The sequence below is a fragment of the Sphingobium sp. EP60837 genome (genome assembly GCF_001658005.1).
Lineage (GTDB): Bacteria > Pseudomonadota > Alphaproteobacteria > Sphingomonadales > Sphingomonadaceae > Sphingobium > Sphingobium tyrosinilyticum.
In genome coordinates, this window is the sequence record NZ_CP015988.1 from 177166 (window position 1) to 204160 (window position 26995).

Below are 26995 nucleotides of genomic sequence, written 5' to 3' on the forward strand. Positions count from 1 at the left end.
ATGGCGCAGTCATTCGACGTCGCCCAGAAGGCTGCGGTCGTGACGGGCGGCGCCTCCGGGATCGGCAAGGGAATAGCTGCCGCGCTCAAGCAGGCCGGGGCCAGAGTCATGATCGCCGACATCGAAGTTGAGTCCCTTGCGCGCACCCAGGCAGAATTGGGGGTGGAGGCCAGCTTGTTGATGTCAGCTACGCCCAGAGCGTCGAGGCGCTCGCGCGTGCGGCAGTGTCGGCTTTCGGCAATGTTCACATCCTGTGCAACAATGCCGGCGTGGGTCCGTTTGCGACGGTGGCAGATCTCAGGCTCGAAGATTGGCGTTGGTTGATCGACGTCAATCTGTGGGGCGTCATACACGGCGTTCACAGCTTCCTTCCTTTGCTCACAGAGCATGGTGAGGGCGGACATATCGTCAACACCTCGTCCATGGCGGCCCTGTGCATCGTGCCGCATCTCGCCGCCTATTCGGTAACGAAGTTCGGCGTAGCAGCTCTGACCGAGACGCTGCGCATAGAATCGGAACTATATGGCTACGGCGTAGGTACGAGCCTGCTGTGCCCCGGTCCGGTTCGCACGAACATTGGCAGGAGCAGCCGGAACCGCCCGAACAATCTCACGGACGGCGCACTTGGAGATTTCGAGCTGGAGGACACCAATCACTTCGACGGTCCGGTACCCTGGCTGTCGGGAGAGGATGTGGGTGAGATGGTCGTGCAGGCCATCAAGACCAATGCACCCTATGTCATTACCCATCCCGAGTTTGCAGACCCGGTCATCGCCCGCCACGCTGCGATAGAAGCAGCGATGCAAAGCCCACGACCCGGCGGCTTATCTCGCTAAGACGGATCGGCGGGGCCCCACGGGTTCCGCCGGTTGCCGAGCTTTGCCAATACACCTTTAAGCCGGGTCAGCATCAAGCCTTACGACCAAGCCTTCCAACCCGGGCCGCAGCGCAGGATAGCGTTCCGTGACCAACGGGTCATGCCCTGGAATCACATTCTGGGACCGTAAGGCGCAGGCACGTCCTGTGCCCTTCATACGTGTCGCCCAGATTGTAGACGATCGGGAAGCTGCGGCCTTCATCCATATTGGCATAGAAGTGGCTGGCATCGAACGCCAAAGCGCCCCATCCCCGGCGCGTCCATACCCGAACGACCTGCAATCCGTCCGTGTGACCGCCCTCCCGATGTACTTCGACCCCCGGCATGAGCGTCACCGAACGATCATGGAAACATACATGACCGCTGAAAACGCGGCCGACCATGGCAGCGACGTCGCGACCGTCAAAAGCCGAGCGTAGCCCAGCATGGCACATGCAACGGCCTGTCGCATAGGCCATTTCGCGATCCTGGATATGAAATCGCGCCTGGCCAAACAGATCGCGATTACCCGCATGGTCATAATGAAGATGAGTGATGATGACATCTGAAATGCCGGATGGGTCGAGACCGACCTCCCGCAGAAGCTGCCTTGGCGTCGCAAGTGCGATCCCGCGCAGTGGCGGCCTCCGCATCAAAGCCTGTATCGACCAGGAAAGCACGATCGCCCGAGCGCACAAGCCACATGAAATAGTCGAGCGGCATTCGGCGATCATGATCATCACCATCAATGAATTTGTGCGCTGCAACCTGCCGTTCATTGACAGCATATCGCAGCGCGAGAACCTCATATTGCGGAAGGTCCGTCATAGTTGTCACGCAATCTGGCCGACCCTTTCTCCAAGATCCAGTCCCGCGCGCGGCGTGGGATCCGTGTCCTTCCACCGCGAGTCGGCGCGCAATGTGTCGCCGATGACCCTGAATGGGAAGAGCATCATCATCTTCTGACCGACAGGATCTTCCGAACCCGCCTTGACAGTCTCCATATCTTGCTTGCGCTGGACCGGGTCACCCTCCTCCATCATCCGCTTGTTCTGGGAAGCATTGGGAGAGGAAATGTCCCAGAACACCCGCCGCCTCTCGTCGGAATAACGATCAAGGATGGTATCGCTCTCCTCGCCCGAAATGACTGCAGGGAGAATGTCCGAGAGTATGCAGGTGTCCCAGATCCCCGTCGTCAAACCCATGCCCCCGGTCGGATTAGTGGCATGCGCTGCATCGCCGACCAGAAGAACCCTTCCCTTGCGGAGAGTCGCAGCGGCGCGCTGATGGATATTGTAGGGCCGGGCAGTAAGCAGGTCATATTTTTCGCCTTCGGGCACAAAATGCCGGTACCGTTCCTGGAGCCTTTCCATGAAAGTCTCCTCGGGCAACGCACTGCTCTCGGCGTAGGTAACGCGCCACAGGCCATCATTGTCGATCGCCGCAACGACACGTCCATGGCTGGGATCGAGGACGAAGTTCGACGCCTCGTAGCCGAGCTTCTCGAAAGGATAATAGACGTTCGTGGCGACGAAGCGCTCGGCCCAAGTGTGGCCTTCGAACTCGATATTCATCAGCTTGCGCACAGCGCTCCGCGCGCCGTCAGCCCCGATCAGATATTTGGTCCTGAACTTCTTTTCGCCCATCGGCGTTTCGGCGGTCGCGACGACGCCATGGCCATCCTGCTCGATGGCTGTGAGTCGGGTGCCGAACAGAGTTTCGACTCCATGCGCTTCACCATGCTTCATGGCGATCCGGGCGATCTTGTTCTGGCCGCAATGAAGGTTGTAGTCGTAGGTTATGCCGGTAACGACATCGTGGCTCACGGTCGCCTTGAACCCGAATTCGGGAATATGGCAGGCGAAGCGCTTGCCGACGAGCGATTGCGCGGTCACATCCCCCAGCAGGCCATAGCCATCAAGCGCGGCAATCGTCGACTGCATGTAGACCATGGCACGAGGCGCCTCCGACAGATCGTCCTCTGCCTCGATCACAACAACCTTGAGGCCCGCTTGCCCGAGTCCAAGTGCGGTGAGCAGGCCTGCGGGACCAGCGCCCACGATCAAAACATCGCCAACTTGTTCCATGCACCTCTCCTAGCGACATAACAAAGACGGTACCAAAATCTGACCGGACATATTTTCATTGGCATCCGTGATCGACCCTCTATGTCATCACAAAAGCTAGACATCAAGGCCTTACAGTGGCTAAGGAGCTGCCAGGCAATTGGTAATGATATGTCCGTATAATTGGAAAATCTGGGAGAGAGAAGATGAGCTTGCCCGCTTCAGCGCCGGCTGGCGTTCCTACGAGTGAGATTGATCTTTTTGCACCGAAGGTACTGGAGGACCCGCACAGATTCGACGGCGAGCTGCGGGAAATCGGACCAGTGGTCTGGCTCGAGAAGCATGGCGTTTATGCCGTGACCCGCCACAAGGCCATTCAGTCCATGTATGCCGACTGGCGGAATTTCCATAATTTTGGCAGCCCGTTCAATCCGGACACTCTCATTCCCGCCGTCATCATCATCGACAATCCGCCGCAGCATACGAGGCTGCGCAGCGCAATCATGCCATATGTCTCGCCAGCCGCGCTGGCGCGCTATCGCAAGGACTTCGAAACGACCGCGCAACTTCTCATCGAACAGATACTCGATGAACGCGAGTTCGATGCGCGCGATCTTGCCGCCTCATTTGTCCTCAAGGCATTTCCCGATCTTCTCGGTCTCCCGCTGGAGGGGCGACACTTCCTCCTGAACTTCGGCGAGGCCATACTCAACACCCTGGGCCCGATGAACGATCTCACGATCAAGTCACTGGAACGGGCAGGGCCAGCATTTGCCTGGGTCCAGTCGGAATGCTCGAGGGAGAAAGTGCTCCCGGGCAAACTGGCGTCTAAAGTCTATGCACTCACGGAAACCGCTGACATTTCCGAGGAAGAGGCAGGACTTCTCGTCCGGACGCTTCTGGCTGCCGGCTTCGACACCACCATCCTGGGCATTACGGCTGCCTTCTATGGCTTCACCCAGAACCCGGACCAGTGGCAACTGCTGTCGGATCCCAAGATGGTTCGCGCCGCATTCGAAGAAGGCATCAGATATTTTCCGCCCAATCGTTTCGGCGGTCGCCTGGTCGCGGCTGACACGGAGTTTGAAGGCGCCCATTTCAAATCGGGTGACCGGATCACCACCCTGCTTGCGGCAGCTGGCAGGGATCCCAGACGATGGGATGACGCGGATGTCTTCGACATTACGCGCCCCGCGCGTTCGCACCTCAGCTTTGGGCACGGTATTCATGCCTGTCTGGGCCAGGTGCTCTCGCGGACCGAATATGATGTGCTCATCACCGCGTTGTTCAAGCATGTGGCACGGATCGAAGCGGCCGGTCCCGCCGAGCGCGCCGTCAACAATGTCGCGCTGGGATGGGGCAAGGTTCCCATCCGGCTGACCTTAAGATAGGATGCCTTCTAATCATGACTCCATTACCCCTTCAGCACCAGGCCTGCCTCATCAACGGAGAATGGCGCACAGGCTCTGAGTGGATCACGGTTGAGAACCCTGCTACCGGTAGCTATCTCGGTCGGGTTCCAGCCTTTGGCGCATCCGAGACGCGAGAAGCCGTGGCTGCTGCCAAGCAGACCATGAAGGCATGGCAGACGCGAACGGCCGGAGACCGTGGGCGTATTTTGCGGCGGTTCTTCGATCTCATTATCGAGAATAGCGATCAGCTCGCCCATCTTCTGACCGCCGAGCAGGGAAAACCGCTGGCGGAGGCAAAAGGTGAAATCGCCTATGCCGCCTCATTCATCGAATGGTATGCCGAGGAAGGCAAGCGGCTCTATGGCGACGTCATTCCCTCGCATGCCGCAGACAAGCGGATCGTGGTCCTAAAACAGCCTATCGGGATCGTGGGGGCCATAACCCCGTGGAACTTCCCCGCGGCCATGATCACGCGCAAAATCGGCCCCGCTTTGGCGGCAGGCTGCTGTGTTGTCGTCAAGCCGGCTGAGCAGACGCCCTTCACGGCGCTTGCGCTGGGTGCTTTGGGTATGGAAGCGGGTCTTCCGGCGGGAGCTTTGAACATCGTCACGGGCCACTCGCCCATTATCGGCGAGGAACTGACGCGCAATGCCGACGTTGCCAAGATCAGCTTCACCGGCTCAACCAGGGTCGGCGCGATCTTGATGCAGCAATCGGCGCCAACGATCAAGAAACTGAGCCTTGAACTTGGCGGAAATGCGCCATTCATCGTGTTCGACGATGCCGACCTGGAAGCCGCGGTCGCAGGGGCCATGCAATCGAAATTCCGAAACGCGGGCCAGACCTGCGTCTGCGCCAACCGCATTTACGCACAGCAAGGCATCTATAACAGATTTGTCGACTTGCTCAGCGCAGAGGTCAGGCAGCTCAAAGTCGGTGACGGAACTGCACCAGACACGACGATCGGCCCCATGATCGACGATCGGGCACTCAACAAGGTCGACGAGCATATCGCCGACGCTCTGGCTCTGGGCGCGAGGGTGGAGGTCGGTGGTTCGCGGCATTCGCTTGGCGGACGGTTCTACGAACCCACGGTGCTCAGCAACGTCACCCCCGACATGAAGGTCTGCCGGGAAGAGACCTTTGGGCCTCTGGCTCCCGTGATCAGCTTTGCTGATGAAGCCGAGGTCATCGACCTTGCGAATGACACGGAATTTGGCCTGGCGTCCTATTTTTATGCGCGTGACCTTGGGCGGGTGTGGCGGGTCGCCGAGGCGCTCGAAGCTGGCATAGTCGGCGTGAATACGGGCCTAATCTCCACCGAGGTGGCGCCTTTCGGTGGCGTCAAGAGTTCGGGGCTCGGGCGGGAAGGGTCAAAATACGGAATCGATGATTATGTAGAGACCAAATATGTCTGCATGGGCATTTCCGCTTAGGGCCTCCAGGCTGACATGCCTTCCGGTTGCTGCTCCCGTCCGCTCTGTCCCTTTTTCCTGTCAGAAGTCGATAAGGACCGGCGGTGGGGAGGCAAGCGAGGGTGCGACCTGCCGGGCGGTGGGCCTACTCGCATGGGCTCGCCGCCTTTCCATTTGCTACTGCCCAAAACAGGACTGCGGCGATCAGAACCGGTGAGGCAAGGCCAAATGTCGTCATTGCCCGCGAAACGCCTGACCCCAACAGCAGACCGGCCGCATATGGACCCAGGATCGATCCTATCCGACCGATCGTGACGATGAGGCCAATGCCGCTGGCCCGGATCTCTGCTGGATAGGCAAGGGCGATGACGCTGTATGCCAGCGCCGATCCCGCCCACATGGAAAAGCCCAACGCCGCCGACGCAAGATAAAATGCGTCCGTCGTCGGAGGGAGCGAGCCGAAAATGGCGATCGTCGCCCACATCACGCAAAGTACGGTCGCCACGAGCCAGGAGAGATTCGTTCGGCCCGATGCGAGGCCGATGCACAAGCCTCCTGCGATACCACACAGGTTGATGATGATGGAGGCGGTGACACCAGAGTGATCAGGCAACCCCATTTCGGTCACCAGTTTTGTCGCCCAGTTTATGATGAAATAGAAGGCGAACATGAACGCGGCATAGGCAAAAGCCAGTTTGGCAGTAATGCCGCGATGGTCGCGCAACAGCGCGTGGATGCCGAATTGACGCGGGGCCTGGACGTCCACGGGGATCTGCGCCAGTGGCTCCAACCTCATGCGATATAGATAGCGGTTGAGTTGAAGCAGCGCCTTCGCAGTGCGCTTTTCCAGCAGAATATTTGGCGATTCAGGGAGCCAGACAAGCAGCAACGGGAACAGAAGCGCCGACGCTCCGCCCCCAAACCAGAATACCGCACGCCAACCAAATTCTTCGAGCAGCCAAAGGGCGCCGGCGCCCCCTGCGACCGCGCCAAATGGATATCCGATCACAACCAGAGATACAGCCAGCGTTTTTCTGCGGTCGGAACTATATTCCATTGCCAGCACCCCGCCTGAAGCAGTCATGCCGCCAATGCCAAGCCCGGTCACGACGCGGCTCAGAGCAAGGAAATCGGGTGTCGTGGCGTAGCCAGCAGCCGCCATGCCAAGCGACATTATGGCAAGGCTGGACAGAATTACCGGCCGCCGTCCCACTGCGTCTGCAAGAAAGGAGAAGAAAAGCGCGCCAATGCCGATCCCAAGCAGCCCAGAGCTTAACAAAAAGCCCAGCTGCTCGCTGGAAAGAGACCATGTCCGCGCCAGCGCGGGAGCGACGAAGGCCAGCGCAAGGATGTCGAACCCGTCAAGGATATTGATCGTGACGCACATCGCCACGACGGCGATCTGGTAGCGCGACATGGGACCGTCGCGCAGTATCTGCTGGACCTGCATGATAGAGCGCCTGCCCTGCTCGCGGTTATCGGACACGCGATGGAAAGGTATCGCGCGCCCGATCCGGCTCAGAAATTATATTTCGCGGTCAAAGCCCATTCTCTGGGCCGGCCGAGGGTCGCCTGAGCAACGCCCGCGATCGAGTAGAGATTGTCATAGTTGACGGTGGAGTAATATTTGTCGAACAAGTTCGTTACTGAGGCGGCAACCTCCAGTTTCTCGTCCGGGTGACGCCATGTCAGCCGGGCATTCGCAATCCCATATCCCGGCGTCCGGTTCGTTGGCCGGTTGGAGGCATTGCTCCAGAACTCGGTCTGATAGGCATAGTCGAAACGGGGGGTAAAGGAACCGATGGAGCCTGCATCGATCTCATACTGAATGCCGCCGCTAAGCTTCCAGTCCGATGTAAAGGGTGCGATCATGTCGAAGCGGATGCCAGAAGCAACGGCTTCCGGGGTCAGGCTCTTATAATCGAAATCCAAATGGCTGACCGAAGCGTCGATAAGAAGCGCATCGACCGGCTTCAGGTTGAGCTCCGCCTCGAAGCCCCTCATCTCAGCCCGCCCCGCATTGATGGGCACGGAAGCAGGCGCAGTTCCCTGGAACCGCTGGTTCAGGATGAGCTGGATGTCGTTATATTTGTTCAGGAATGCCGAGAGGTTCAGGCGCACGCGCCGGTCGAAGAAATCCAGCTTGGTGCCGACCTCGAAGGCTTTTAGCGTCTCGGGGAAGAACGGCACCACCTGTTGGACGAAGAAGGGGCGTGGGTTAATGCCGCCGCCCTTGAACCCGGTCGAGAATGTCGCATAGGTCATGATGTTGCTGGACCAGCGATAGTCCGCGCTCAGCCGGTAATCCCATCGTGAGGCGGAATATTTGAAGGTCTGGCCATTGAGCGCGCCAAGAGGGAAGGCCGCCGGTAGAAAGGAGGCTCGACCGAAGGTAAAATCCTTGCTTTCGTCGGTGTAGCGAAGTCCGCCCGACAGCGTGAACCTGTCGAACGGATGCACTTCGACATGGGCGAAGCCGGACTTGCTGTCTGAAGGGATGCGGTCCTTGCCAGCATAGAAGTTGTTCGCAGGCGCGAGGAAGTCGATCACGGAATCATATCGACCTTTCGCATCGAAATAAAAGCCGCCGATGGTATAATTCAGGACGTCATCGAAGGCCGCGCCGGTCAGACGCACTTCCTGGCTGAAGGAGCGGAAGCCCAACCCGAATGCCTGTGTAGCGAAGGCATAGGGCGATCCATCGAGATCCAGACCGTAATTGGCGGAATATTTCCTGTAGGCGGTAATCGACGTCAGCTTGAGGTCGTCGGACAGTTCGTAGTCGACCTGCCCCGAGACACCCCATCCCTTGTAGCCGTTGCGGTCGCTCACCACGAGGTTGCGCGATGTGTCGGCGAAGTTCCCATAATTGACGTAACGGGCGCCCTGGAGGAACTGGCTCATGTCGACGCCAGCGGCGACCGGTGCCAGCGCCGCATTGTTCACAGCCGAGATGCGGGTGCCGGCGACCTCGCTATTGTCGCGGGTCCAGTCAGCGATGACCAATATTTCGAGACGTTCGGAGGGCCTGATGCTCAGCGACCCGCGAAGCCCCTGAAAATCCTGGCCGCCCAGCCTGCCCAGCTGGCAGCTCGCCCCGGACTGAGCCTGGCGAGGGACGCCCGACCCGGGATTGAGGCAGCCGAAGTCCATGCGGCGGACATGGCCCTGGCGACTTTTGTAAACGCCCGCGAGGCGCAACGCCACCTTGTCCTCGATGATGGGCACATCGACGCTCGCGCGGAAATCCAGCCGGTCAAAATTGCCGACGGTCGCCTCTACAAACCCTTCGCCAGTGCCTCGTGGCTTGCGCGAGTAAAGCTTTACCGCTCCGCCGATCGAATTCTTGCCGGCAAGCGTACCCTGTGGTCCACGCAGGATTTCGACCCGATCAAGATCCAGGAGATCGAGCTGCGCCCCATAAACAGTAGGATAATAGACGTCATCGACGTAGAGGCCGACGCCCGGTTCGTAAGCGAAATTATTGTCAAATTGCCCGACGCCGCGAATGGATAGCGCTGCGGTGTTGCCATAAGCGCTCACCGACTGCCTTATGGTAACGTTCGGCGCGGTCTGTGCAATGTCGGACAGCCCGGTCTGGCTGCGTGCCTCCATCATCTCGGCGTTCATCGCGGTGATTGCGATCGGTGTGTCCTGAAGATTCTGGGCACGGAACTGTGCGGTCACCACGATATCCGAGGCGGTTGCCTCCTGTGCCGCCTGGGGGGTGGTTGCGTCCTGCGCAAGCGCCGTCCCCGAAACGGTTGCCAGTACCAGACTGGCAAGAGATGCATTTCGCATGAAATGTGAGATTTGGTCGGTCGCCATATCGCTCTCCCCTGTTTTCAGAATCTGGGGAGAAGCTAGACCGGCCGACCTGTCCGGTCAAGTAAAATGATTGAGCTAAAAAAGTGCGGAAGAAACGCATTATAATACAGCGTTCTAGCACTTCTAAGTCGGAGAGCCTACCAGCGATGCCAACATGTACGGTCATTTAGTCCAGTGGCACGCGCCAGATGTCTCCATATTCTGCTTCCGTCAAATATGCCCAGCCATTCTTGACGGCCAGGTTCGTCACGAAGTCGCCCGCGCCTTTTGGAAGCGACACCGACTGAAGGAGATTTCCGGCCGAATCCGAGCGGCCCAACGACCCGCCGCCAAACTGCGCCCACAAGAGCCCACCGTCGCTGCTGAGCACCATGCCGTCAGGCCCGAGGCCTCCTGTCGTCCTGACATGCACGAATGTTGACTTCATCGCTTCCCGATTGGTCACAGAAGGGATCATGAGGATAGACTTGTCGGTGAACTGGCCGACAAAGACGTAATTGGGATCGGATGACATGGCGATGCCATTGGGGAAGGAAAGGCCCTGCGCGACAACCGACATCTGCCCATTGGCTGCCAGGTAGAGGAGGCGCCCTTTCCTGTCCGTGGCAGAAGAGCCATTCGGTTCGGTGATATAGGCGCCGCCAGCATGATCAAATGCCAGATCGTTCAATCCTTTCAAGGGCTGGCCATCGAGGGAGTCGGCAATGACGCTCAACGCCTTTGAGTGCACGTCCAGCGCCAGAAGGCCCTTTTTGTTGTCCGTGATGAAAAGCCGCCCATCCTTGTGAAAGCGGGCGCCGTTAGGTGCTCCGCCAGTATTGGCGACGACCTCGCACGTCCCTTCCTTTACACGGAAGATATTCGCGCTCTTGAGATCCACGACCCACAAATACCCCTCCGTGTCGAACACTGCTCCTTCAAGAAAGCCTCCACAGTGGGCGACTTTCTCGACTTGCCTGGCTGGGACCTGCGCCGATGCAGCGCCAAGAAATGTGAGCGATGCCGCCAGAACCGCCATGATGTTCATCTTTACCTGCCTTCAACTTTTAGGAGTGGGGTGCGGAGGGAGCCAGACACATTTCGGCCGAAGGCCGGCTTTCATCGGGATCATCAAGCCCTTCCGCTCCATCTATTGATCAGACAATCGATCGTTCGCGACTTAAGGGCAGCAGTACGACCGGTCAGGTCCTTGCTACTCCATATGCAGCTATGATCGCAAGAGAGATGTGCGGACAAGTGGATGCGTGGCCTGCGACATCGTTCATTGCCGTTCCCGCGGGGCCTTCGCGCTTGGAATCCGCCGCTGGGTGTCACCAACTTAACCTTGAAGATGCTGGTTTGTCCTGCCTAGTTCAGTCTAGCGTGCAATTCTCCATCAGGGCAAGCTTCTGGCGCGAGCCTCGGAGCAAGCCCGCCAGGCAGCAAGAACGCCAGTTCATCATCTGCGGGTGGCCGTACGAACCCGACGCCGAGCTATCACGTCGAAAGGCGGCGCAGCAGTGGGAAAGCACTCGCCCGTCTTCCCGGCCGCGGCTTGTTGTTGCCTGGATAACCTTAGCGTGCCCACCTCACCGCTTTCCTCCCCCTGACCGTCACCAACGGTCTCCTCAAGCTGTATAAGAGTCCGGCAAACTTGACCGGACTTATTGGGTGCTGACCGGCCGCTGCAATTGGTGGCCTTGAGGGCGTCTTTGGCAGCCGACACTCCAGTCTTTTTCAATAACTGGGCGATGCGCCTGAAGGGAGTGCTGCGCCCGATCTTTTTTAAGCGGTGTTCATGCGTGCGGCAAATAGCCAACAGGCGTTACGGCTCATCAATTCGGATAGCCCGAAACTTAGTGATGACCTTGTGTGGCGGCAGGCGCGTAAAGTCGTGGTCCTTCTGCCAAACGATGACCTGCGGACCTTGTCTCGCCTTCCGAGCAAAGGTGGATCCTTCAAGTGGAGACCTGCTTCGGCTCTACCAGGACCCAATGGAAAAGAAGCGCCGCGCATTCTTAATCCATCGGGCCGATGAATTGAGCTATCTCCATCTATCAGCTGCTTAGGATCAGCATTGCGACCGCGGAATGTCCTATGATCAAGGCGCTACCCCATACCGGCTCTCGGGTTGGTGCCGCGCGATGATGAAGACCGCAACCTGTCGCGTGAGCCATCGAAAAAGAAGAAGCGGTCGTCTGGATCGTCCGCCTCCGGCGCCAAAATCAGGATTGTGAACTTTCGAACTCAAGGCATTGTTGGAATAATCCTCACAATTTTAAACTTCGAAATGATGCCTTTCCCAGGTCTAGGCTTGGCGGTACGGCTTTCACCCTCCCCTTGCCGACGCCGATAGATTGCGGAAGCCCAACGCTGGTCCCCTCATGGCAAATGTTCGAGCAGTCAGGAAAATTGTTAGTGCCGAAGGCGCGCGCCATCAGTTGGTAGAGGAACGTTGCTTCATTGGCGCGGCCAGAGCAGTAGAACTCTGCCTAATTCGGATCGGCGAGCCGTCGCAACCCGGCGCCTACTCGTTCAGACTTCTTCACCGGTTTGATTGGAAGGAGCTCTGCCCGGCCTTGATCTCGAGGAATGGTTGTGAATTCTCATAGGCGCGGGCTATGAGGGTCACTTGTGCTGATCTATAGGTCGCTCATGCAGACACGGCTCGTCGAATATTTTCTGGCGCTCGAGCGCGAAGGTCACTTCGCGCGCGCCGCGGCATCCTGCAATGTTTCGCAACCGAGCCTCTCGGCTGGCATTGCATCGCTCGAGGAACAGCTCGGCAAGAGGCTGATACGGCGCGATCGCAAATTCGTCGGTCTAACGGCTGAAGGCGAGGCAATTCTTCCCTGGGCTCGTCAGCTGGTCGCGGCCGCTGAGGCGATGGAGCACGCCGCCGAATCAACTCGAGGCCCGCTCAAGGGCGAGTTGCGGCTCGGATGCATCCCTGCGGCCATGCCTGTAGTAGGCAGCCTGGTCGAAGCAATGTTTAGCCGCCATCCCGGGCTCAACATCTCAGTGCGCGCGCTGACTTCCAGACAGATCGAACGAGATCTCGCCGCTTTCGAACTGGATGCTGGGATAACCTATCTCGACTTCGAGCCGCCCGCACACGCGCTTTCCGTGGCGCTTTATTCCGAGCGAACCATGCTTGTGAGCGCGGTCGGCGGGATCCCGATTTCCGACCCGCTTGGCTGGGCTGACCTTGCGCAACTGCCGCTCTGTCTTCTGCACCAAGGGATGCAAAACCGCCGTATCCTTGATTCCCGCCTCGCTGAGCGGGGCCTTGCACTCCAGCCTCGTGTCACGGCTGATAGCTATATAGCGCTACTTGGCCTTGTGCAGCATGGCCGGCTCTGCTCCATCATCCCGGATAGTCATGCCGCTTTGCTGAAAGGCCTGGAGTGGGCGCGGACTTACGAGTTGCCCGACATGGTGGAAGGCAGCAGGGTGGGCGTGATCGTAGCCGATAGCGCGCCGCTCGGCCAACTGGCGCAGGCAGTGTTGAGTGTAGCGCGGGAGCTCCGGCTTCCTCCAGAGTTCCGTAGCACCTGATAGCCTCACCCTATCATTCATAGCTCAGATCGATTTGACGCGCCTCTTCAATGCCGCAACATAGCGAGAAGAAAATAGCCGCGAGGGCGGGGTGGAATGGACGAGTTTATCAGTGCCTGGACGCTGCGGCATGGCAGCTCACGCGACAGGCTGCTGCCGTTGCTTCACGCCATCCAAGAGGAGGGCGGCTACATCAGCGATGCCCTCGTCCCGGCCATCGCGAAGGCGCTCAATATTTCGCGCGCGGACGTGCATGGCGTCATCACCTTCTATCATGATTTCCATCGCGCGCCGCCAGCCCACCATGTGGTGAAGCTGTGCCGCGCCGAGAGCTGTCAGGCACGCGGAGGAGCGGAAATCGAAGCGCAAGCGGCGCGGCGGCTTGGCGTGGCCATGGGCCAGACCCGAACCGACGGACAGGTGAGCCTGGAGCCAGTCTATTGCCTCGGCCTTTGCGCGATCGGTCCCAATGCGCTGGTGGACGGCCGTCCGGTGGCGCGCATTGATGCAGCCGCGCTGGAGCGGATCGCGATCGAGGTGGCGGCATGACGCGCGTGTTCATCAGCCGCGACATGGCCTCAGTCGCGCTTGGCGCGGACGATGTAGCGCGGGCTTTCTCCAATACGGGCTGCGAGGTGATCCGCACCGGTTCGCGCGGGCTATTTTCGATCGAGCCCCTTGTGGAGGTGGAAACGGCCGAGGGGCGGATCGGCTATGGTCCGGTGGGACCAGCGGATGCTGCTGCCGTGCTCGATGGTACGCACGCCAATATGCTTGGCCGCGTGGAGGAATTGCCCTTCTTTGCCGGGCAGCAGCGCTTCACCTTTGCCCGCTGCGGTATCGTCGATCCGCTAAGCCTTGCCGACTATGCCGCCACAAGTGGCTGGACAGGGCTAGAAGCAGCGCGCGCCATGTCGCAGCAGGCGGTGGTGGATGCCGTCAAGGCCTCGGGTCTGCGCGGACGCGGCGGCGCGGGCTTCCCGACCGGCATCAAGTGGCAGACTGTGCTGGATGCGGCCTCCTCCACAAAGTTCATTGTTTGTAATGCCGATGAGGGCGACAGCGGCACCTTTGCCGACCGCATGCTGATGGAGGGCGATCCCTTTTGCCTGATCGAAGGCATGGCAATTGCCGCTCATGCCGTCGGAGCGCGCCATGGCTACATCTATATCCGCAGCGAATATCCCTACTGCATCACCACGATGCGCGCCGCGATCGACGCCTGCGCGCATCTGATCGCGCCCTTCACGCTGGAGGTGCGCGAAGGGGCCGGGGCCTATGTCTGCGGCGAGGAGACGGCGCTCCTCGACAGTATCGAGGGCAAGCGCGGCCAGGTGCGCGCCAAGCCGCCGCTGCCCGCCTTGCAGGGGCTGTTTGGCCAGCCCACGGTCATCAACAATGTGCTGAGCCTGGCCGCCGTGCCATTCATCCTGACGGAAGGGGCAGAGGCCTATGCGGCGGTCGGCTTTAGCCGGTCGCGCGGCACCATGCCGGTGCAGCTTGCCGGTAATGTGAAGCATGGCGGCCTTTACGAGATCGGCTTTGGCATCACGCTCGGCGAACTGGTGAATGACATTGGTGGTGGGACCGCGAGCGGCCGCCCGGTCCGCGCGGTACAGGTGGGTGGACCGCTAGGTGCTTATTTCCCGCCAAGCATGTTCCATCTGCCTTTCGACTATGAAGCTTTCGCCCAGGCGGGAGGACTGATCGGCCATGCCGGGATCACCGTCTTCGACGACAGTGTCGATATGGCGCATATGGCGCGCTTTGCGATGGAGTTCTGTGCAGCCGAAAGCTGCGGCAAATGTACGCCCTGCCGCATCGGATCGACGCGCGGTGTCGAGATCATGGACAGGATCATGGCGCGCAGGGAGCAGGGGTCGCCGCGGGCTAATCCAGCGCTGCCCGGCGGCCTTGCCAAGGCACTCTATTCGCGTTCACCCTCGCCCATGCAGCAGACGGTGGAGCAGGAGATCAGCTTGTTGCGAGATCTCGCCGATACGATGAAATTTGGTTCGCTCTGCGCGCTGGGGGGCTTTACGCCCTATCCGGTGCTGAGCGCGCTCGACCATTTCCCCGAGGATTTCGGCGCCACCGCGCCTGCTAAGGAAGCTGCGGAATGACCTTCTCCCGCGAAGCCGACCGTGGCACCCCGCCTGCCATCGCGACGGCCAAGTCCGTCACGCTCACCATCGACGGCGAGCGCGTCACCATGCCCGAGGGCACCAGCATCATGCGCGCAGCATCGCTGACCGGCTGCTCCATTCCCAAGCTCTGCGCCACCGACAGCGTCGAGAGCTTCGGTTCCTGCCGCCTGTGCCTGGTCGAGGTGGAAGGGCGGGGCGGCTATCCCGCTTCCTGCACCACGCCGGTGGCGGAAGGCATGGTGGTGCGCACCCAGACCGATCGGCTGAAGCAGCTGCGGCGCGGGGTGATGGAGCTCTATATCTCCGACCATCCGCTCGACTGCCTGACCTGCGCCGCCAATGGCGATTGCGAACTGCAGGATCAGGCGGGCGCGGTGGGCTTGCGCGACGTGCGCTACGGCTATGACGGTGCGACGAACATGGGCCAGCCCAAGGATCAGTCGAATCCCTATTTCGACTTCGATCCGAGCAAGTGTATCGTCTGCTCGCGCTGCGTGCGCGCCTGCGAGGAGGTGCAGGGCACCTTCGCGCTGACGATCGAGAATAAGGGCTTTGCGTCCAAGGTTTCGCCGTCGCAGGGGGAGGATTTTCTCGGCTCGGAATGCGTGTCCTGCGGCGCGTGCGTGCAGGCCTGTCCGACAGCGTCCCTGATCGAGAAGAAGGTGGTCGAAACCGGCACGCCCGATCGCGCGATCGTCACTACCTGCGCCTATTGCGGCGTGGGCTGCACCTTCCGCGCCGAGATGCGGGGCGAGGAACTGGTGCGCATGGTGCCGTGGAAGGATGGCAAGGCTAATCGCGGCCACAGCTGTGTGAAGGGCCGCTTCGCATGGGGCTACGCCCAGCATCAGGACCGTATCCTCAATCCCATGATCCGCGCGTCGGTCGATGAGCCCTGGCGTGAGGTGACATGGGAAGAGGCGATCGCCCACACCGCAGCGGAGTTCCGCCGCATTCAGGCGAAATACAGCACACGCAGCATCGGCGGGATCACGTCGAGCCGCTGCACCAATGAAGAGACCTTCCTTGTCCAGAAGCTGATCCGCCAAGGGTTCGGCAACAATAATGTCGATACCTGCGCGCGGGTGTGCCACTCGCCCACCGGCTACGGCCTCAGCAAGACTTTTGGCACATCGGCGGGTACGCAGGACTTCGATAGCGTGATGAAGGCCGACGTGATCCTCGTCATCGGCGCTAATCCGACGGACGGGCATCCGGTCTTCGCCAGTCGGATGAAGAAGAGGCTCCGGCAGGGCGCAAAGCTGATCGTCATTGATCCGCGTCGCACCGACCTCGTGAAGTCGCCCCATGTCGAGGCGGAGCATCATCTTCCGCTGCGCCCAGGCACCAACGTCGCCATGCTGACCGCACTCGCCCATGTCATCGTGACCGAAAAGCTTTATGACGAGGCTTTCATTCGCGAGCGATGCGACTGGGACGAGTTCCAGGATTGGGCCGATTTCGTCTCCGAGCCCAGCCGCTCGCCTGAGGCAATCGAGCCGTTGACCGGGGTGAAGGCGCAGGAGGTGCGCGCGGCCGCGCGGCTTTATGCCACAGGTGGCAATGGCGCGATCTACTATGGCCTGGGCGTCACGGAGCATAGCCAGGGCAGCTCGACCGTGATGGCGATCGCCAATCTCGCCATGGCAACCGGCAATGTCGGGCGCGAGGGCGTGGGCGTGAACCCGCTGCGCGGCCAGAATAATGTCCAGGGAGCCTGCGACATGGGGAGCTTCCCCCATGAATTTTCCGGCTACCGCCATGTGTCGGACAATGCCACGCGATCGCTGTTCGAGCGGGCCTGGGGCGTGCCACTGGACCCGGAACCTGGCTTACGTATTCCCAACATGCTGGACGCGGCGACTGACGGGACCTTCAAGGGGATCTTCATCCAGGGCGAGGACATCCTCCAGTCGGACCCCAATACCCATCATGTCGCGGCGGGGCTAGCGGCGATGGAATGCGTGGTCGTGCAGGACCTTTTCCTCAATGAAACCGCCAATTACGCCCATATCTTCCTACCGGGCTCTACCTTCCTCGAGAAGGACGGGACCTTCACCAATGCCGAACGGCGCATTCAGCGCGTACGCAAGGTGATGGCGCCACTGAACGGCTATGCGGACTGGGAGATCGTGCAGTTGGTAGCGAAGGCCATGGGCCTCGATTGGAATTACAGTCATCCATCCGAGATCATGGACGAGATCGCCGCGCTCACGCCGACTTTTGCAGGGGTGAATTACGACCGGCTAGAGGCGGAAGGATCGTTGCAATGGCCCGCCAATGAGGCCGCTCCCGATGGTACGCCCATCATGCACATCGACAGGTTCGTTCGCGGCAAGGGCAAGTTCGTGGTGATCGACTATGTGCCGACTGACGAGAAGACAGGCCCCCGCTTCCCGCTGCTGCTCACCACCGGCCGCATCCTCAGCCATTATAATGTCGGCGCGCAAACGCGGCGCACCAGCAATACGGCCTGGCATCCCGAAGACCGGCTCGAAATCCATCCGAGCGACGCGGAGAACCGGGGCCTTAAGGATGGGGACTGGGTGACGCTGCGCAGCCGGGCAGGCGAGACGACGCTCCGCGCGCTCATCACCGAACGGGTCGCGCCGGGCGTGGTCTATACGACCTTCCACCATCCTGAGACGCAGGCGAACGTCATCACCACCGACTATTCTGACTGGGCCACCAATTGTCCCGAATATAAGGTTACAGCGGTTCAGGTCAGCCTCTCCAATGGCCCGAGCGACTGGCAACAGGAATATGCCGAGCAGGCCAAGCTCAGCCGGCGCATCGCGCCTGCGGAAGCGGCGGAGTAGGGGGACTGGCATGAACGAGGATGGCCATGTCATGTCGACCACCGAGCGCCTGGTCTATATGGCGCATCAGATTGCCCGCAATTTGGCCCCGATGGGTGAGGAGAGGGCAGCACTTGCGCTCAGCGAGCATCTCACCAGCTTTTGGGATCCTCGGATGAAGGCTCAGATCATCGCCATCGCCCGCGAGCAGCCCGAGAGGCTGTCTGCAACTGTCGCTGCCGCTGTAGCGCTGATGGCGCAGCACGGCCGCGCTGAACAGCCCGATCCTGCGCTGTTCAACGCTGTCAATGAGGCAGGGCATTGCGACGCGGGGTGAACCCGGGCGAGCGGGACCAGATCTGCGGCAACAGCGAGAGCCTCGCTTATATGCCGTTCGAGCGGCTTGAGCGGGATGGCGGTACGCGTTTGATTGATCGGGCGGTGCCGGAAGAGGTACCGGTTGCGATCGAGTTCAATGGCATCGGCTATGCCGTTCTCATGGCGACGCCCGCGGATATTGAAGACCTGGTCTGTGGCTTCGCGCTCGGGGAACGGCTGAATACGCCGGACGAGCGCCCGCTAGATGTCGATGTCCATCGCACCGAATATGGGATTGTGGCGCGCGCCACTCTGCCACCAGCGCAAACGGGACTGCTGCTGGACCGTGTGCGCCATCGCGCAACGGACTCTTCTTGCGGTATCTGCGGGATCGAGAATCTCGAGCGGGCGATAAGGCCGCTTCCCAGGGTCACAGCGCAGTCCTACGCTGGGCGGCAGACTATTTTCCGCGCACTGGATGCGCTGCGTGATCATCAGCCGCTCAATCGTGTCACCGCCGCGGCTCATGCTGCCGCACATGTCGATAGCGAGGGACGCATCGTTGAGGTCCGGGAGGACGTCGGGCGACATAATGCTTTTGACAAGCTCATCGGCGCGATGTGGCAGAGCGGCACCAGCTGGAGCGGCGGCTTTGCCCTTCTATCGTCTCGTTGCTCCTATGAACTTGTGGAGAAGGCAGCCATTGCAAACTGCCCGCTACTCGTCACCATATCCGCCCCTACCCAACTTGCCACAGCGCGTGCAGCTAGCGCAGGGTTAATGCTGGTAGTCCTCGCCAGAGCAGATTCTTTATTAACAAACAGCTTGCTGTTTACGGACACTAGTTTTTCAGCCAACAAAACTTTATGGTATGATCTTCAACAATGCCGCGGCGCGTCACAGAAAATATGAAGATTCAAGGGCATAAGTGGTCATGGACTCCATTATGTGATTACTCGAGGTTCGAGTCCATCAACAAGACGGGTGCCGTTTCCGACCAGCATCAAACTCAACTTCATTCGCCGTTCGTCACGGCTGTATCTATATCCCGCTTACGGCGGATGGGCTCAGGAAGACGAAACTATTCTGTACTGCGGCCGTGTGATCCACGCTCTCATTTGATCGTCCAAACTGGTCATGTCCTGAGAATTGGAATGACGGGCGGAAATGGGTCAGGCGACGGCGCAGATCCCAGTTCCTATGAGCATTCAAGAAGAGAGCAGCTGTGACGCAGCGTTGGATCTTCGGGAATGGTTGGGTTATTCACAGTGCAAGCGAGCAATGACATCGCTTCGCTCTTGTATCGCGGGTCATAGCAATGCTGAACGCCTCGATCTGATCCTGCAATTTTGTACATGACGGCCTCTCATGCATAGTTTGTAAAATCATGAGTGCATAAACGGGTCGTTCGCCGCGAAAAAGGGTCTTCTCTGGCTCGTTCGGTCAGAGGCGCTAGGGGCGCAATCAGGGTGTAATGGGTCAGGTCCGATCTAAGACTCGCTGAATTTAATTTTTGGAAATATCCTGACGGCGTTCACAGCAGCAGGAAATTGGCTTTAGCAAGGCATTCGTCCCATTCAGCCGCGCCGTCTGAACCCACGGTTATTCCGGAGCCAAGGCCCAGCTTTCCTGCTTGTTCATCCTTCGCAACAACTAGTGTCCGGATCGCCACATTGAACGCGCAGGCACCGTTCGGTGCGAAGAAGCCGATCGCCCCGGTATAAATGCCGCGTGGGGTTCGCTCGATGCGGGAGATGATCTCCCGGGAGCGCAGCTTGGGCGCACCCGTTATTGAGCCGCAGGGAAAGAGGTTTCTAATGATGTCGATGCTGTCTCGGCCGGGCAGTAAACTCGCCCTAATCGTGGAGGTCATCTGAAAGATAGTTGGGTATGCCTCGACTTCAAATAGTGAGGGAACGACAATAGAGCCGACCCTGCTCACTAGACTGAGATCATTCCGTATCAAATCAACAATCATCAGATTTTCTGATTGGTCTTTGGAACTGGCGCGCAGTTGCCGCGCCGCCTCTCGGTCACGCGCCGGCGAGGCTTGGCGCTTGGCCGTGCCCTTCATCGGCTTCGACCAGATATCGCCCGTGGCCGATGCTGCGACCATCAGCTCGGGCGAAAAAGAAAGAAAGTGATGCCGGCCATTGTGAAGCAGCCCACCCCAGCCGGCCGCCTGCGAACGGCGCAGCCGCGAATAATGCGCGAACGGATGGTCGGGAACCGCGACCCGACTCTGATAGGTGAAGTTCGCCTGGTAAATGTCGCCAGCCTCGATAAAACCGATGATCTCGCTGACGGCGGCTAGATAATCCGATCGTGCGAGGTCCGGCATCAGGTTCAGCCGCGCGCTGGTCGGCGGCGGCAACCATGCCTTGGGATTCAGCAGCAGCGGGGCGGAAAAAATTGCCATCCAAAGCAGGGGTTCCCGTGAGGCGCTTTCCAATCCTGCGCTCTTTCCCGCAGGATCGAACGCATTGCCAGCCTCATAGGTCAAATACCCGGCGACATAGTATCCGGCAGCAAGCGCCGCGCGTGCACGTTCGAGCGCAGGGGCAACGTCATCCGCTGCAAATGCTGTGATGATTCCGAGGGGCTCCTGGAACAGATAGGCGGACCCACCATCCCGTGCATCATCCAGCAGCAGAAAGGGTGATCCGTCGGGCGGCGACGGGCGCCGCCGGCAATCTACGTTCAGGTTGGTGTCCCCCCATCCTCTAGGACACAGAAGCAGTTCGAGGGGCGCGTGCAGTGTCATTTCCGTACCTCAAAGATGCCGCAGTACCGCCGTTCCATTAGCCATCTTTAGAGTCCAGCCGCGTTAACTCAAAGCGGAGAGATCGGACTCAAAAAGAGTGGAAATTTTGTTTAACAGGTCGATTTTCTATTCGAGCTCTACTTAAAAACCGGGAGAGGGTCCCAGAAACGCGGGCAGCCGTCGACCGATCGGTCTGATCCGATTGTACGCGTCATCCGACCTCCTTTGACAGGAGTCACCCTCCTTTTCCATGCACGCTCGCGTTTGCAACTGTCTGCCAATCGCGCACAGACAGCATTATTGCAATCCCTCGAGCAGTTTCGGAAACGATCATTTGGGTCATCATAGTCGCATTCAGAGCATGAAAAGACTATGGTTGATAGGAAAGCCATTCGCGGACCGCCTGGTTGAACCGCTCTGGTTCTTCCGTTGGCGCCATATGGCCGGCATTCTCGATCACGCGAAGTTGCGCACCAGGAATTTGGTCAATAATCTGTTGATGCTGGTCCACTGGCGACCACTCATCGTCCCGTCCCACAATGGCGAAGGTGGGGCAACGAATCTTCGGCAAAATAGCGCTCGGGTCAGGACGCGACAGAAGGGCCGCGATTTGCGCCTCATAGGTTAATACGCCCGCCTTCACCGCCATCGCATGCAGCATTGCGAATAGTTTGGGATCGGAACGATGCGCCGAACCGATCATTGGCGGAAGCCATGCGTCAACGAGTGCGCCGCTTCCGTGCCGTCGTCCCAGATCGAGCAGGGCGTGCCGCTTTTCAGCCTCCCCCGGCTTGGGCACATGGATTCCCGTATCAGCAAGGGCAAGACGTGTAACCCTTGCGGGTGCGATGCGCATGATTTCCAGCGCCACTCGGGCGCCCATCGAATGCCCGAGCAACGCGCATCGTTCAGGCATTTGTTTGAGGGCATATTTCGCCATGTCGACAATGCGAATCGCGCCGCCATAGAAGCCGCTCACGACTGATGCGTTGAAAGCTTGTAGCTGGTTCTGAAACATGCACGCGTCACAAAGCAGTCCCGGAAGTATAACCAAATGCTCCGACATGACCTCTCCAGCAATTGTCCCTTTTGAAAAGTCGATATTTGGAATGTACCCCTTGCGCTAGAGAGAAATAGACAGCGACATGAAAGAGGATTCTCGAGGATCCTAAACGGCTGATTCCTATATGCTCATCCCCCAGGAATCGGCATCGTGGTGGCCGGAAATCCAAGCTCGAGCCCAGGCCCCAGTCACCCGACCGCAATGAAGGTCGAGTTGCCGCGAGATCGGAAACCCTTTAGCCAAGTCTTGCTTGTTCGAAACAGGCGCCTCCAGTTCGAAACTGCTGTTCGGGACACAAATTCTGTTAGACCTAATGCCGATTTATAGGTTCGCTGTCCCGGTCCGCTTTATTCCAGCGATCCGACACGCCGTGCTCTGCATGTTGAAGTTCTTTTAAACTAATCAATGTTCACGGGGATCTCCGTACGTGGGCCGCGTGTAGCAGCGGCGCGAATGAGCTGCTCATGGGGGGCTACGAACGCCGAAAGGGTGCTGACATCGACCACGATGGTCAGGGGGGCGCGGCAAGCGAGAGTATCGTTGATTGCGTTTGAGCGCACAGCCATGACCTTGCAGATTTCGCTGGCGGCGCCAACGGCTGCGGTGACTTAAGCCTGTCGTCGCTCCAGCGTCATGTAGCGCACGCGATTTTTTCTTACCCGCGGCGGGGTACGAGAGCAGCTTTAGGAAAGCTGCATAAATCCGCGGTTTTCGGCTGACTGTGTTCTGACGGATTTTGGACCCACGCGGTTTTGGTACCGCAATCCAGAGTACCGATGCGACGGGCTGAAGCTGGGTACTGCACGAGTAACAAGAACATCGAAGATCGAGTAATTTAACATAATTACTATTATCAATCCGAAATTTTGTAAGCGGTGGATTCTAAATCGAAGTGCGAAAATCAGGGACATACAGGGGCTTAACCCCTTTCCAGCGCCTTTGGCACGGCGTTGCGGCTCATACCGTCGTTGACCAGCTTCCTGGAGTCTTGTCCTTCACCCCCGACCAACTGGGCTTATCGTCTCCGCACATTGAAATCGATTGATTGTCCGGAAACCGGGCGGGAATGCTGTCCAGCAGGGTCAGTTTCCGATAGTAAATGAACCCGCTCTGCCTGGTACTCGCCCCACGCGAGGGCCTCTCTGCACAGGCACTGGTAGCCGGCCGAACGAGCCACACTGCACCAGAAGAGGTGCTCCAGGGTTTCTGTATATCCCATTGACATATCCCAAGCAGTCCCTAAATTGCAGCTATTCTCAGACAATCCTGCAGGAGGGTAGAGTGGAACAAGGTTCTGTATTTCAGACCAACAGGAGCCAAGCAGTGCGTTTGCCAAAGGCTGCCGCCCTCCCCGACGACGTGAAGCGAGTTGATGTTATAGCCTTAGGTCGAACGCGTATCATCACCCCTGCAGGTGAGGGTTGGGACAGCTGGTTTGAAGGCGAAGGTGTCACTACTGACTTCATGTCAGAACGCGAGCAGCCGGCAGATCAGACCCGCGAGCCCTTCTGATGCTGAAGTTCATGCTGGATACCAACATCTGCATTTTCACTATCAAGAACCGGCCTCAGGAGGTGCGGAGCGCTTTTAAGCAGCATCAGGGCCAAATGTGCATCAGTTCTGTCACGCTGATGGAGTTGATTTATGGCGCGGAAAAATCCTCTAATCCAGAGCGCAATTTGGCAGACGTGGAGGGCTTTGCGGCGCGTTTGGAGGTGCTCAACTATGGCCGGGAAGCAGCTGCGCACACTGGACAGCTTCGTGCCGAACTTTCGCGAGCTGGGACGCCTATAGGCCCCTATGACCAGATGATTGCGGGACATGCTCGATCGGCGGGTTTAATAATTGTCACAAATAATCAGCGGGAATTCGAGCGCGTCCCGGGACTTCGAGTTGAAGACTGGGTCGCGAGTTCCGATTGACGGATCATCATGTCGCGATAGGGACAACGCGACAAATTTTAGAGTGTGTGGCACAACTGCCATTTTATGCAACGATGCCCTTCACCAGTCAAATTGGAGCAACTCCCATGGCGGTGCAAATAACGATCACGCCCAACGGTCGGATGAGCCTGCCGGTCGAGATCCGCAGGCGGCTTGGCCTTACTCGAGGCGGCGCCCTACTGGTTGAGGAGACCGAAAACGGGGTAATCCTGCGCACTGTCACACAGTCGATCGCCCATGCTCAAGCGCTGGCCGAGCAATATACCGGTCATAATCGGGAGGCTTCCGTCGATGCCTTCCTCGCCCGCCGCCTCGAGGAATCCGGCGAGTGAGCGAAACGGTGCTCGACGCCTCGGCGCTCTTGGCCCTGCTCCGGAACGAGCCCGGCGCGGCGAAGGTCGCTGACGCCATTGCCAACGTGCGCATGTCGAGCGTCAACTACGCAGAGGTGGTCAGCCATTTCATTCGTGCCGGCATGCCTGCCGATCAGGTCGATGCCATGCTCCGGCCGCTGCCGATGAACGTTGTCGCGGCCGATCAGGCGCTGGCGACGATCGCAGGAGGATTGCACGCCGCGACGGCGCAGGCCGGCCTGTCGCTCGGCGGGCGGTTTTGCCTGGCGCTCGCCCGTCGCGATGGCCTTCCCGCACTTACTGCAGATAAGCAGTGGTGCACCGTCGCAGATGCCGTGGGAGTCAACGTCTCCGTTGTCCGCTGATTGCGATGGGCACCCCTGGCGCTGGTAGGCGCCGCGAGCAGGCTACATCGCAGTCCCGGTGCTTAAGCAGCCAGCCCCTGCAAGAATGATGCTTCGAAGAAAGGCCGGTCGTCGGATTGCTGAGGGCAGATCGGCTGCCCTGCTTCCAAGGATCGGTAGATTAAGGCACCCAGTGCCGCTATGCCTAGCGTGATTTGCAAGGAGGCTCAAAAGCGTGAAACGTCATCTCATTGCGGCCGCATTGATGCTGCTTTCCGCTGCTGCCAGCGCCGCCACGCCCATCATCGTGCACCGTGATCCTGGCTGCGGCTGCTGCGAGAAATGGGCAAAGCAGGTGCAAGCCCAACTGGGCCGCCGCGTCACCATAATCGATGACCAAGCAAGAGCCGCTCTCCAACGCGCCCGCGGCGTCCCTGCCACACTCGCCTCCTGCCACACCGCCCTCATCGACGGGATGGTGTTTGAGGGTCACGTTCCGATTGCGGACATGCGCCGTGTTCTTGCCCAGCGACCCAAGGGTGTCCGCGGTTTGGCCGTTGCGGGAATGCCGCTCGGTTCACCCGGCATGGAAGTGCCAGGCCAGCCAAAACAATCTTATGTTGTTACTGCATTTGGCACGGGTGGGACGCGGATTTACGCTCGGCACTAGTCCGGAAATCCTATTCACGCCGCAATGGGCTGTGGCTTCCTAATTCTTTTCCTCCAGAAGTTGGCCCAGCAGGGGCTGGAGCAGCTACTACCTTGCCTAACGCGATTACACCAACACACGCGCAGATGGAGCTACCATAAGCCATGAGCTGGTCAGCGCGCCGCGAGGGCTGGAACCCGCAAAGTGAAGATGCCCGTGACGATGGCGACGTCGATTACTCGAGGGTCATCCACTCGGCCGCATTTCGGCGCCTGCAGGGCAAAACGCAGATCCTGAACCTGGGCGACAGCGACTTCTATCGGACCCGCCTCACACATTCGCTCGAAGTCGCGCAGATCGCAGGCGGTATCGCGCGCCAACTCGCAAAAAGCTTTCCCGATCATCCCGCCTCGGCGCTGCTCCCTGATCGCGGCACCATCCACTCGATCGGCTGTACCCATGATTTCGGTCATCCGCCCTTCGGGCACGGCGGCGAAATCGCGCTGAACTACTGCATGCGCGGCGCTGGCGGTTTCGAGGGCAATGGCCAGACCCTGCGTATCCTCGGCCGACTGGAAAATTTCTCTGAGAAAGCTGGGGCAAACCTTACCCGCAGGACGATGCTTGGCGTTCTCAAATATCCTGTTGCATTCAGCTGGGTGAACAATCCCGACATCCTGCCCGCCCTTCTCGATGCCCCGACCACCATCAAGATCCTCGACGGCCAAGCTTGCAAGCCGCCCAAAAGCTATCATGACAGCGAGCAGGACATCGTAGATTGGGTCTTGGCGCTTCTCTCCGCTTCTGATCGAGAAGCCTTCCAGTCGTACATTTCTCAGCCAGGCAAGCATGGCCGATCGCTTCACAAGTCCTTGGATTGTTCCATCATGGATGCGGCAGATGACATCGCTTACGGCGTTCATGACTTGGAAGACGCAATCGTCCTTGGCTTGGTCACGCGGGACGGCTTTGCGGGCGCGGTACAGGATCGTTGCCCAACCTTCCTCGATGCCCTCAAGGAAAAATATCCGGGGGAAAGTGCGAACGATGTTTTCTCGCTTATGCTCGACGGGCTCTTTGGTGGCGCTGCGTCCCGGAAGCGCTTCATCGGCCGCCTGGTCCATCATTTTCTAACCGCCGTCGAATATGTCGAGCACAAGGAATTTTCAGAGCCGCTCCTGCGCTATCGCGTGCGCGTACGAGATGGACAGCGTCAATTTCTCGATGCGCTCCAGGATTTTGTCGTGCGTGAGGTCATCACCAGCCCCGCCGTTCAGCATCTCGAGTTCAAGGGCCAAGCCATGGTGATTGCCGTCTTTGAGGCGATGCAGGCAGATCCGGTTCGCCTCTTACCACGCGACGAACTTCTGAAGTTTGAACAGGCGGGCGGCGATCTGCGGATCATCTGCGACTATGTCGCAGCGATGACCGATACGCATCTCCTCAAAACATATGAACGGCTGTTTTCTCCGCGAATGGGTTCTGTGTTCGATCGCCTCTAA

The 26995-nt window shown here is 59.2% G+C and carries 22 protein-coding genes and 2 pseudogenes; 16 read left to right on the forward strand and 8 right to left on the reverse strand.

The window, feature by feature from the left end:
* Together EP837_RS21840 and EP837_RS21690 are read left to right on the forward strand one after the other, a co-directional pair.
* Positions 1-324 (forward strand): SDR family NAD(P)-dependent oxidoreductase, encoded by a 324-nt coding sequence (locus tag EP837_RS21840; RefSeq protein WP_066532135.1) that lies wholly within the window; start codon positions 1-3, stop codon positions 322-324.
* Positions 225-836 (forward strand): SDR family NAD(P)-dependent oxidoreductase, encoded by a 612-nt coding sequence (locus EP837_RS21690; RefSeq protein WP_250637322.1) that lies wholly within the window; start codon positions 225-227, stop codon positions 834-836. Before EP837_RS21840 ends, EP837_RS21690 begins: the two co-directional genes overlap by 100 nt.
* A 57-nt stretch (positions 837-893) precedes the next feature.
* Here the strand turns inward: EP837_RS21690 and EP837_RS18855 are convergent.
* A pseudogene (locus EP837_RS18855) lies at positions 894-1684 on the reverse strand (N-acyl homoserine lactonase family protein).
* 5 nt (positions 1685-1689) lie between these two features.
* Entirely contained in the window at positions 1690-2943 is a 1254-nt protein-coding gene (locus tag EP837_RS18860; protein WP_066532138.1) for an FAD-dependent oxidoreductase, read from the reverse strand.
* A gap of 185 nt (positions 2944-3128) precedes the next feature.
* Here EP837_RS18860 and EP837_RS18865 point away from each other — a divergent pair, with 185 nt between their 5' ends.
* Together EP837_RS18865 and EP837_RS18870 are read left to right on the forward strand one after the other, a co-directional pair.
* A complete protein-coding gene (locus EP837_RS18865; protein WP_066532140.1) occupies positions 3129-4313 on the forward strand; it encodes a cytochrome P450 in 1185 nt (394 codons plus the stop codon).
* Positions 4314-4327: 14 nt separating this feature from the next.
* Complete coding sequence (locus tag EP837_RS18870; protein WP_066532142.1) at positions 4328-5770, forward strand: NAD-dependent succinate-semialdehyde dehydrogenase; 1443 nt, start codon at positions 4328-4330, stop codon at positions 5768-5770.
* A gap of 124 nt (positions 5771-5894) precedes the next feature.
* On the opposite strand, the gene EP837_RS18875 is transcribed toward EP837_RS18870, so the two are convergent.
* The 4 genes and pseudogenes from EP837_RS18875 to EP837_RS21695 form a co-directional block, all read right to left on the reverse strand.
* Positions 5895-7199 carry an MFS transporter gene (locus EP837_RS18875; protein WP_066532374.1) on the reverse strand — a complete coding sequence of 435 codons (1305 nt, stop codon included), beginning with the start codon at positions 7197-7199 and terminating at the stop codon, positions 5895-5897.
* A gap of 68 nt (positions 7200-7267) precedes the next feature.
* Positions 7268-9577, reverse strand: a complete 2310-nt coding sequence (locus tag EP837_RS18880) for a TonB-dependent receptor (protein WP_082919863.1) — start codon at positions 9575-9577, stop codon at positions 7268-7270.
* Between the two features lie 166 nt (positions 9578-9743).
* Positions 9744-10604 (reverse strand): SMP-30/gluconolactonase/LRE family protein, encoded by an 861-nt coding sequence (locus EP837_RS18885; RefSeq protein ID WP_066532144.1) that lies wholly within the window; start codon positions 10602-10604, stop codon positions 9744-9746.
* Between the two features lie 1282 nt (positions 10605-11886).
* A pseudogene (locus EP837_RS21695) lies at positions 11887-12087 on the reverse strand (hypothetical protein); the annotation flags it as partial.
* Between the two features lie 124 nt (positions 12088-12211).
* Between EP837_RS21695 and EP837_RS18890 the strand changes: the two are divergent.
* The 6 genes from EP837_RS18890 to fdhD all read left to right on the forward strand — a co-directional run bounded on the left by EP837_RS18890 (position 12212) and on the right by fdhD (position 19289).
* A complete protein-coding gene (locus EP837_RS18890) occupies positions 12212-13114 on the forward strand; it encodes a LysR family transcriptional regulator (protein ID WP_066532385.1) in 903 nt (300 codons plus the stop codon).
* Positions 13115-13210: 96 nt separating this feature from the next.
* Entirely contained in the window at positions 13211-13663 is a 453-nt protein-coding gene (locus tag EP837_RS18895) for an NAD(P)H-dependent oxidoreductase subunit E (RefSeq protein WP_066532147.1), read from the forward strand.
* Positions 13660-15237, forward strand: a complete 1578-nt coding sequence (locus tag EP837_RS18900; RefSeq protein ID WP_066532149.1) for an NADH-ubiquinone oxidoreductase-F iron-sulfur binding region domain-containing protein — start codon at positions 13660-13662, stop codon at positions 15235-15237. The genes EP837_RS18895 and EP837_RS18900 overlap by 4 nt, the downstream gene beginning before the upstream one ends.
* Positions 15234-18080, forward strand: a complete 2847-nt coding sequence (fdhF, locus tag EP837_RS18905; RefSeq protein ID WP_066532150.1) for a formate dehydrogenase subunit alpha — start codon at positions 15234-15236, stop codon at positions 18078-18080. Before EP837_RS18900 ends, fdhF begins: the two co-directional genes overlap by 4 nt.
* A 10-nt stretch (positions 18081-18090) precedes the next feature.
* Positions 18091-18396 (forward strand): formate dehydrogenase subunit delta, encoded by a 306-nt coding sequence (locus EP837_RS18910; protein ID WP_066532153.1) that lies wholly within the window; start codon positions 18091-18093, stop codon positions 18394-18396.
* A gap of 50 nt (positions 18397-18446) precedes the next feature.
* On the forward strand, positions 18447-19289 hold the full coding sequence (gene fdhD / locus EP837_RS18915) for a formate dehydrogenase accessory sulfurtransferase FdhD (protein WP_082919874.1): 843 nt from the start codon (positions 18447-18449) through the stop codon (positions 19287-19289).
* Between the two features lie 622 nt (positions 19290-19911).
* Here the strand turns inward: fdhD and pabB are convergent.
* Positions 19912-21141 (reverse strand): aminodeoxychorismate synthase component I, encoded by a 1230-nt coding sequence (gene pabB, locus EP837_RS18920; protein ID WP_082919864.1) that lies wholly within the window; start codon positions 21139-21141, stop codon positions 19912-19914.
* 370 nt (positions 21142-21511) lie between these two features.
* On the reverse strand, positions 21512-22207 hold the full coding sequence (locus tag EP837_RS18925) for an alpha/beta fold hydrolase (RefSeq protein ID WP_156518775.1): 696 nt from the start codon (positions 22205-22207) through the stop codon (positions 21512-21514).
* Between the two features lie 1278 nt (positions 22208-23485).
* Between EP837_RS18925 and vapB the strand changes: the two genes are divergently transcribed.
* The 6 genes from vapB to EP837_RS18950 all read left to right on the forward strand — a co-directional run bounded on the left by vapB (position 23486) and on the right by EP837_RS18950 (position 26995).
* Positions 23486-23716: a type II toxin-antitoxin system VapB family antitoxin gene (gene vapB, locus EP837_RS20775; RefSeq protein WP_082919875.1), complete on the forward strand. Its 231-nt coding sequence runs from the start codon at positions 23486-23488 to the stop codon at positions 23714-23716.
* Positions 23716-24126 (forward strand): type II toxin-antitoxin system tRNA(fMet)-specific endonuclease VapC, encoded by a 411-nt coding sequence (gene vapC / locus EP837_RS18930; protein WP_066532158.1) that lies wholly within the window; start codon positions 23716-23718, stop codon positions 24124-24126. Before vapB ends, vapC begins: the two co-directional genes overlap by 1 nt.
* A 107-nt stretch (positions 24127-24233) precedes the next feature.
* Positions 24234-24479, forward strand: coding sequence for an AbrB/MazE/SpoVT family DNA-binding domain-containing protein (locus tag EP837_RS18935; protein WP_066532161.1), 246 nt, complete (start codon positions 24234-24236; stop codon positions 24477-24479).
* On the forward strand, positions 24476-24865 hold the full coding sequence (locus EP837_RS18940) for a PIN domain-containing protein (protein WP_066532163.1): 390 nt from the start codon (positions 24476-24478) through the stop codon (positions 24863-24865). The genes EP837_RS18935 and EP837_RS18940 overlap by 4 nt, the downstream gene beginning before the upstream one ends.
* 244 nt (positions 24866-25109) lie before the next feature.
* Positions 25110-25514 (forward strand): DUF411 domain-containing protein, encoded by a 405-nt coding sequence (locus EP837_RS18945; RefSeq protein WP_066532165.1) that lies wholly within the window; start codon positions 25110-25112, stop codon positions 25512-25514.
* A 143-nt stretch (positions 25515-25657) separates the two neighbouring features.
* On the forward strand, positions 25658-26995 hold the full coding sequence (locus tag EP837_RS18950; RefSeq protein ID WP_066532167.1) for an anti-phage deoxyguanosine triphosphatase: 1338 nt from the start codon (positions 25658-25660) through the stop codon (positions 26993-26995).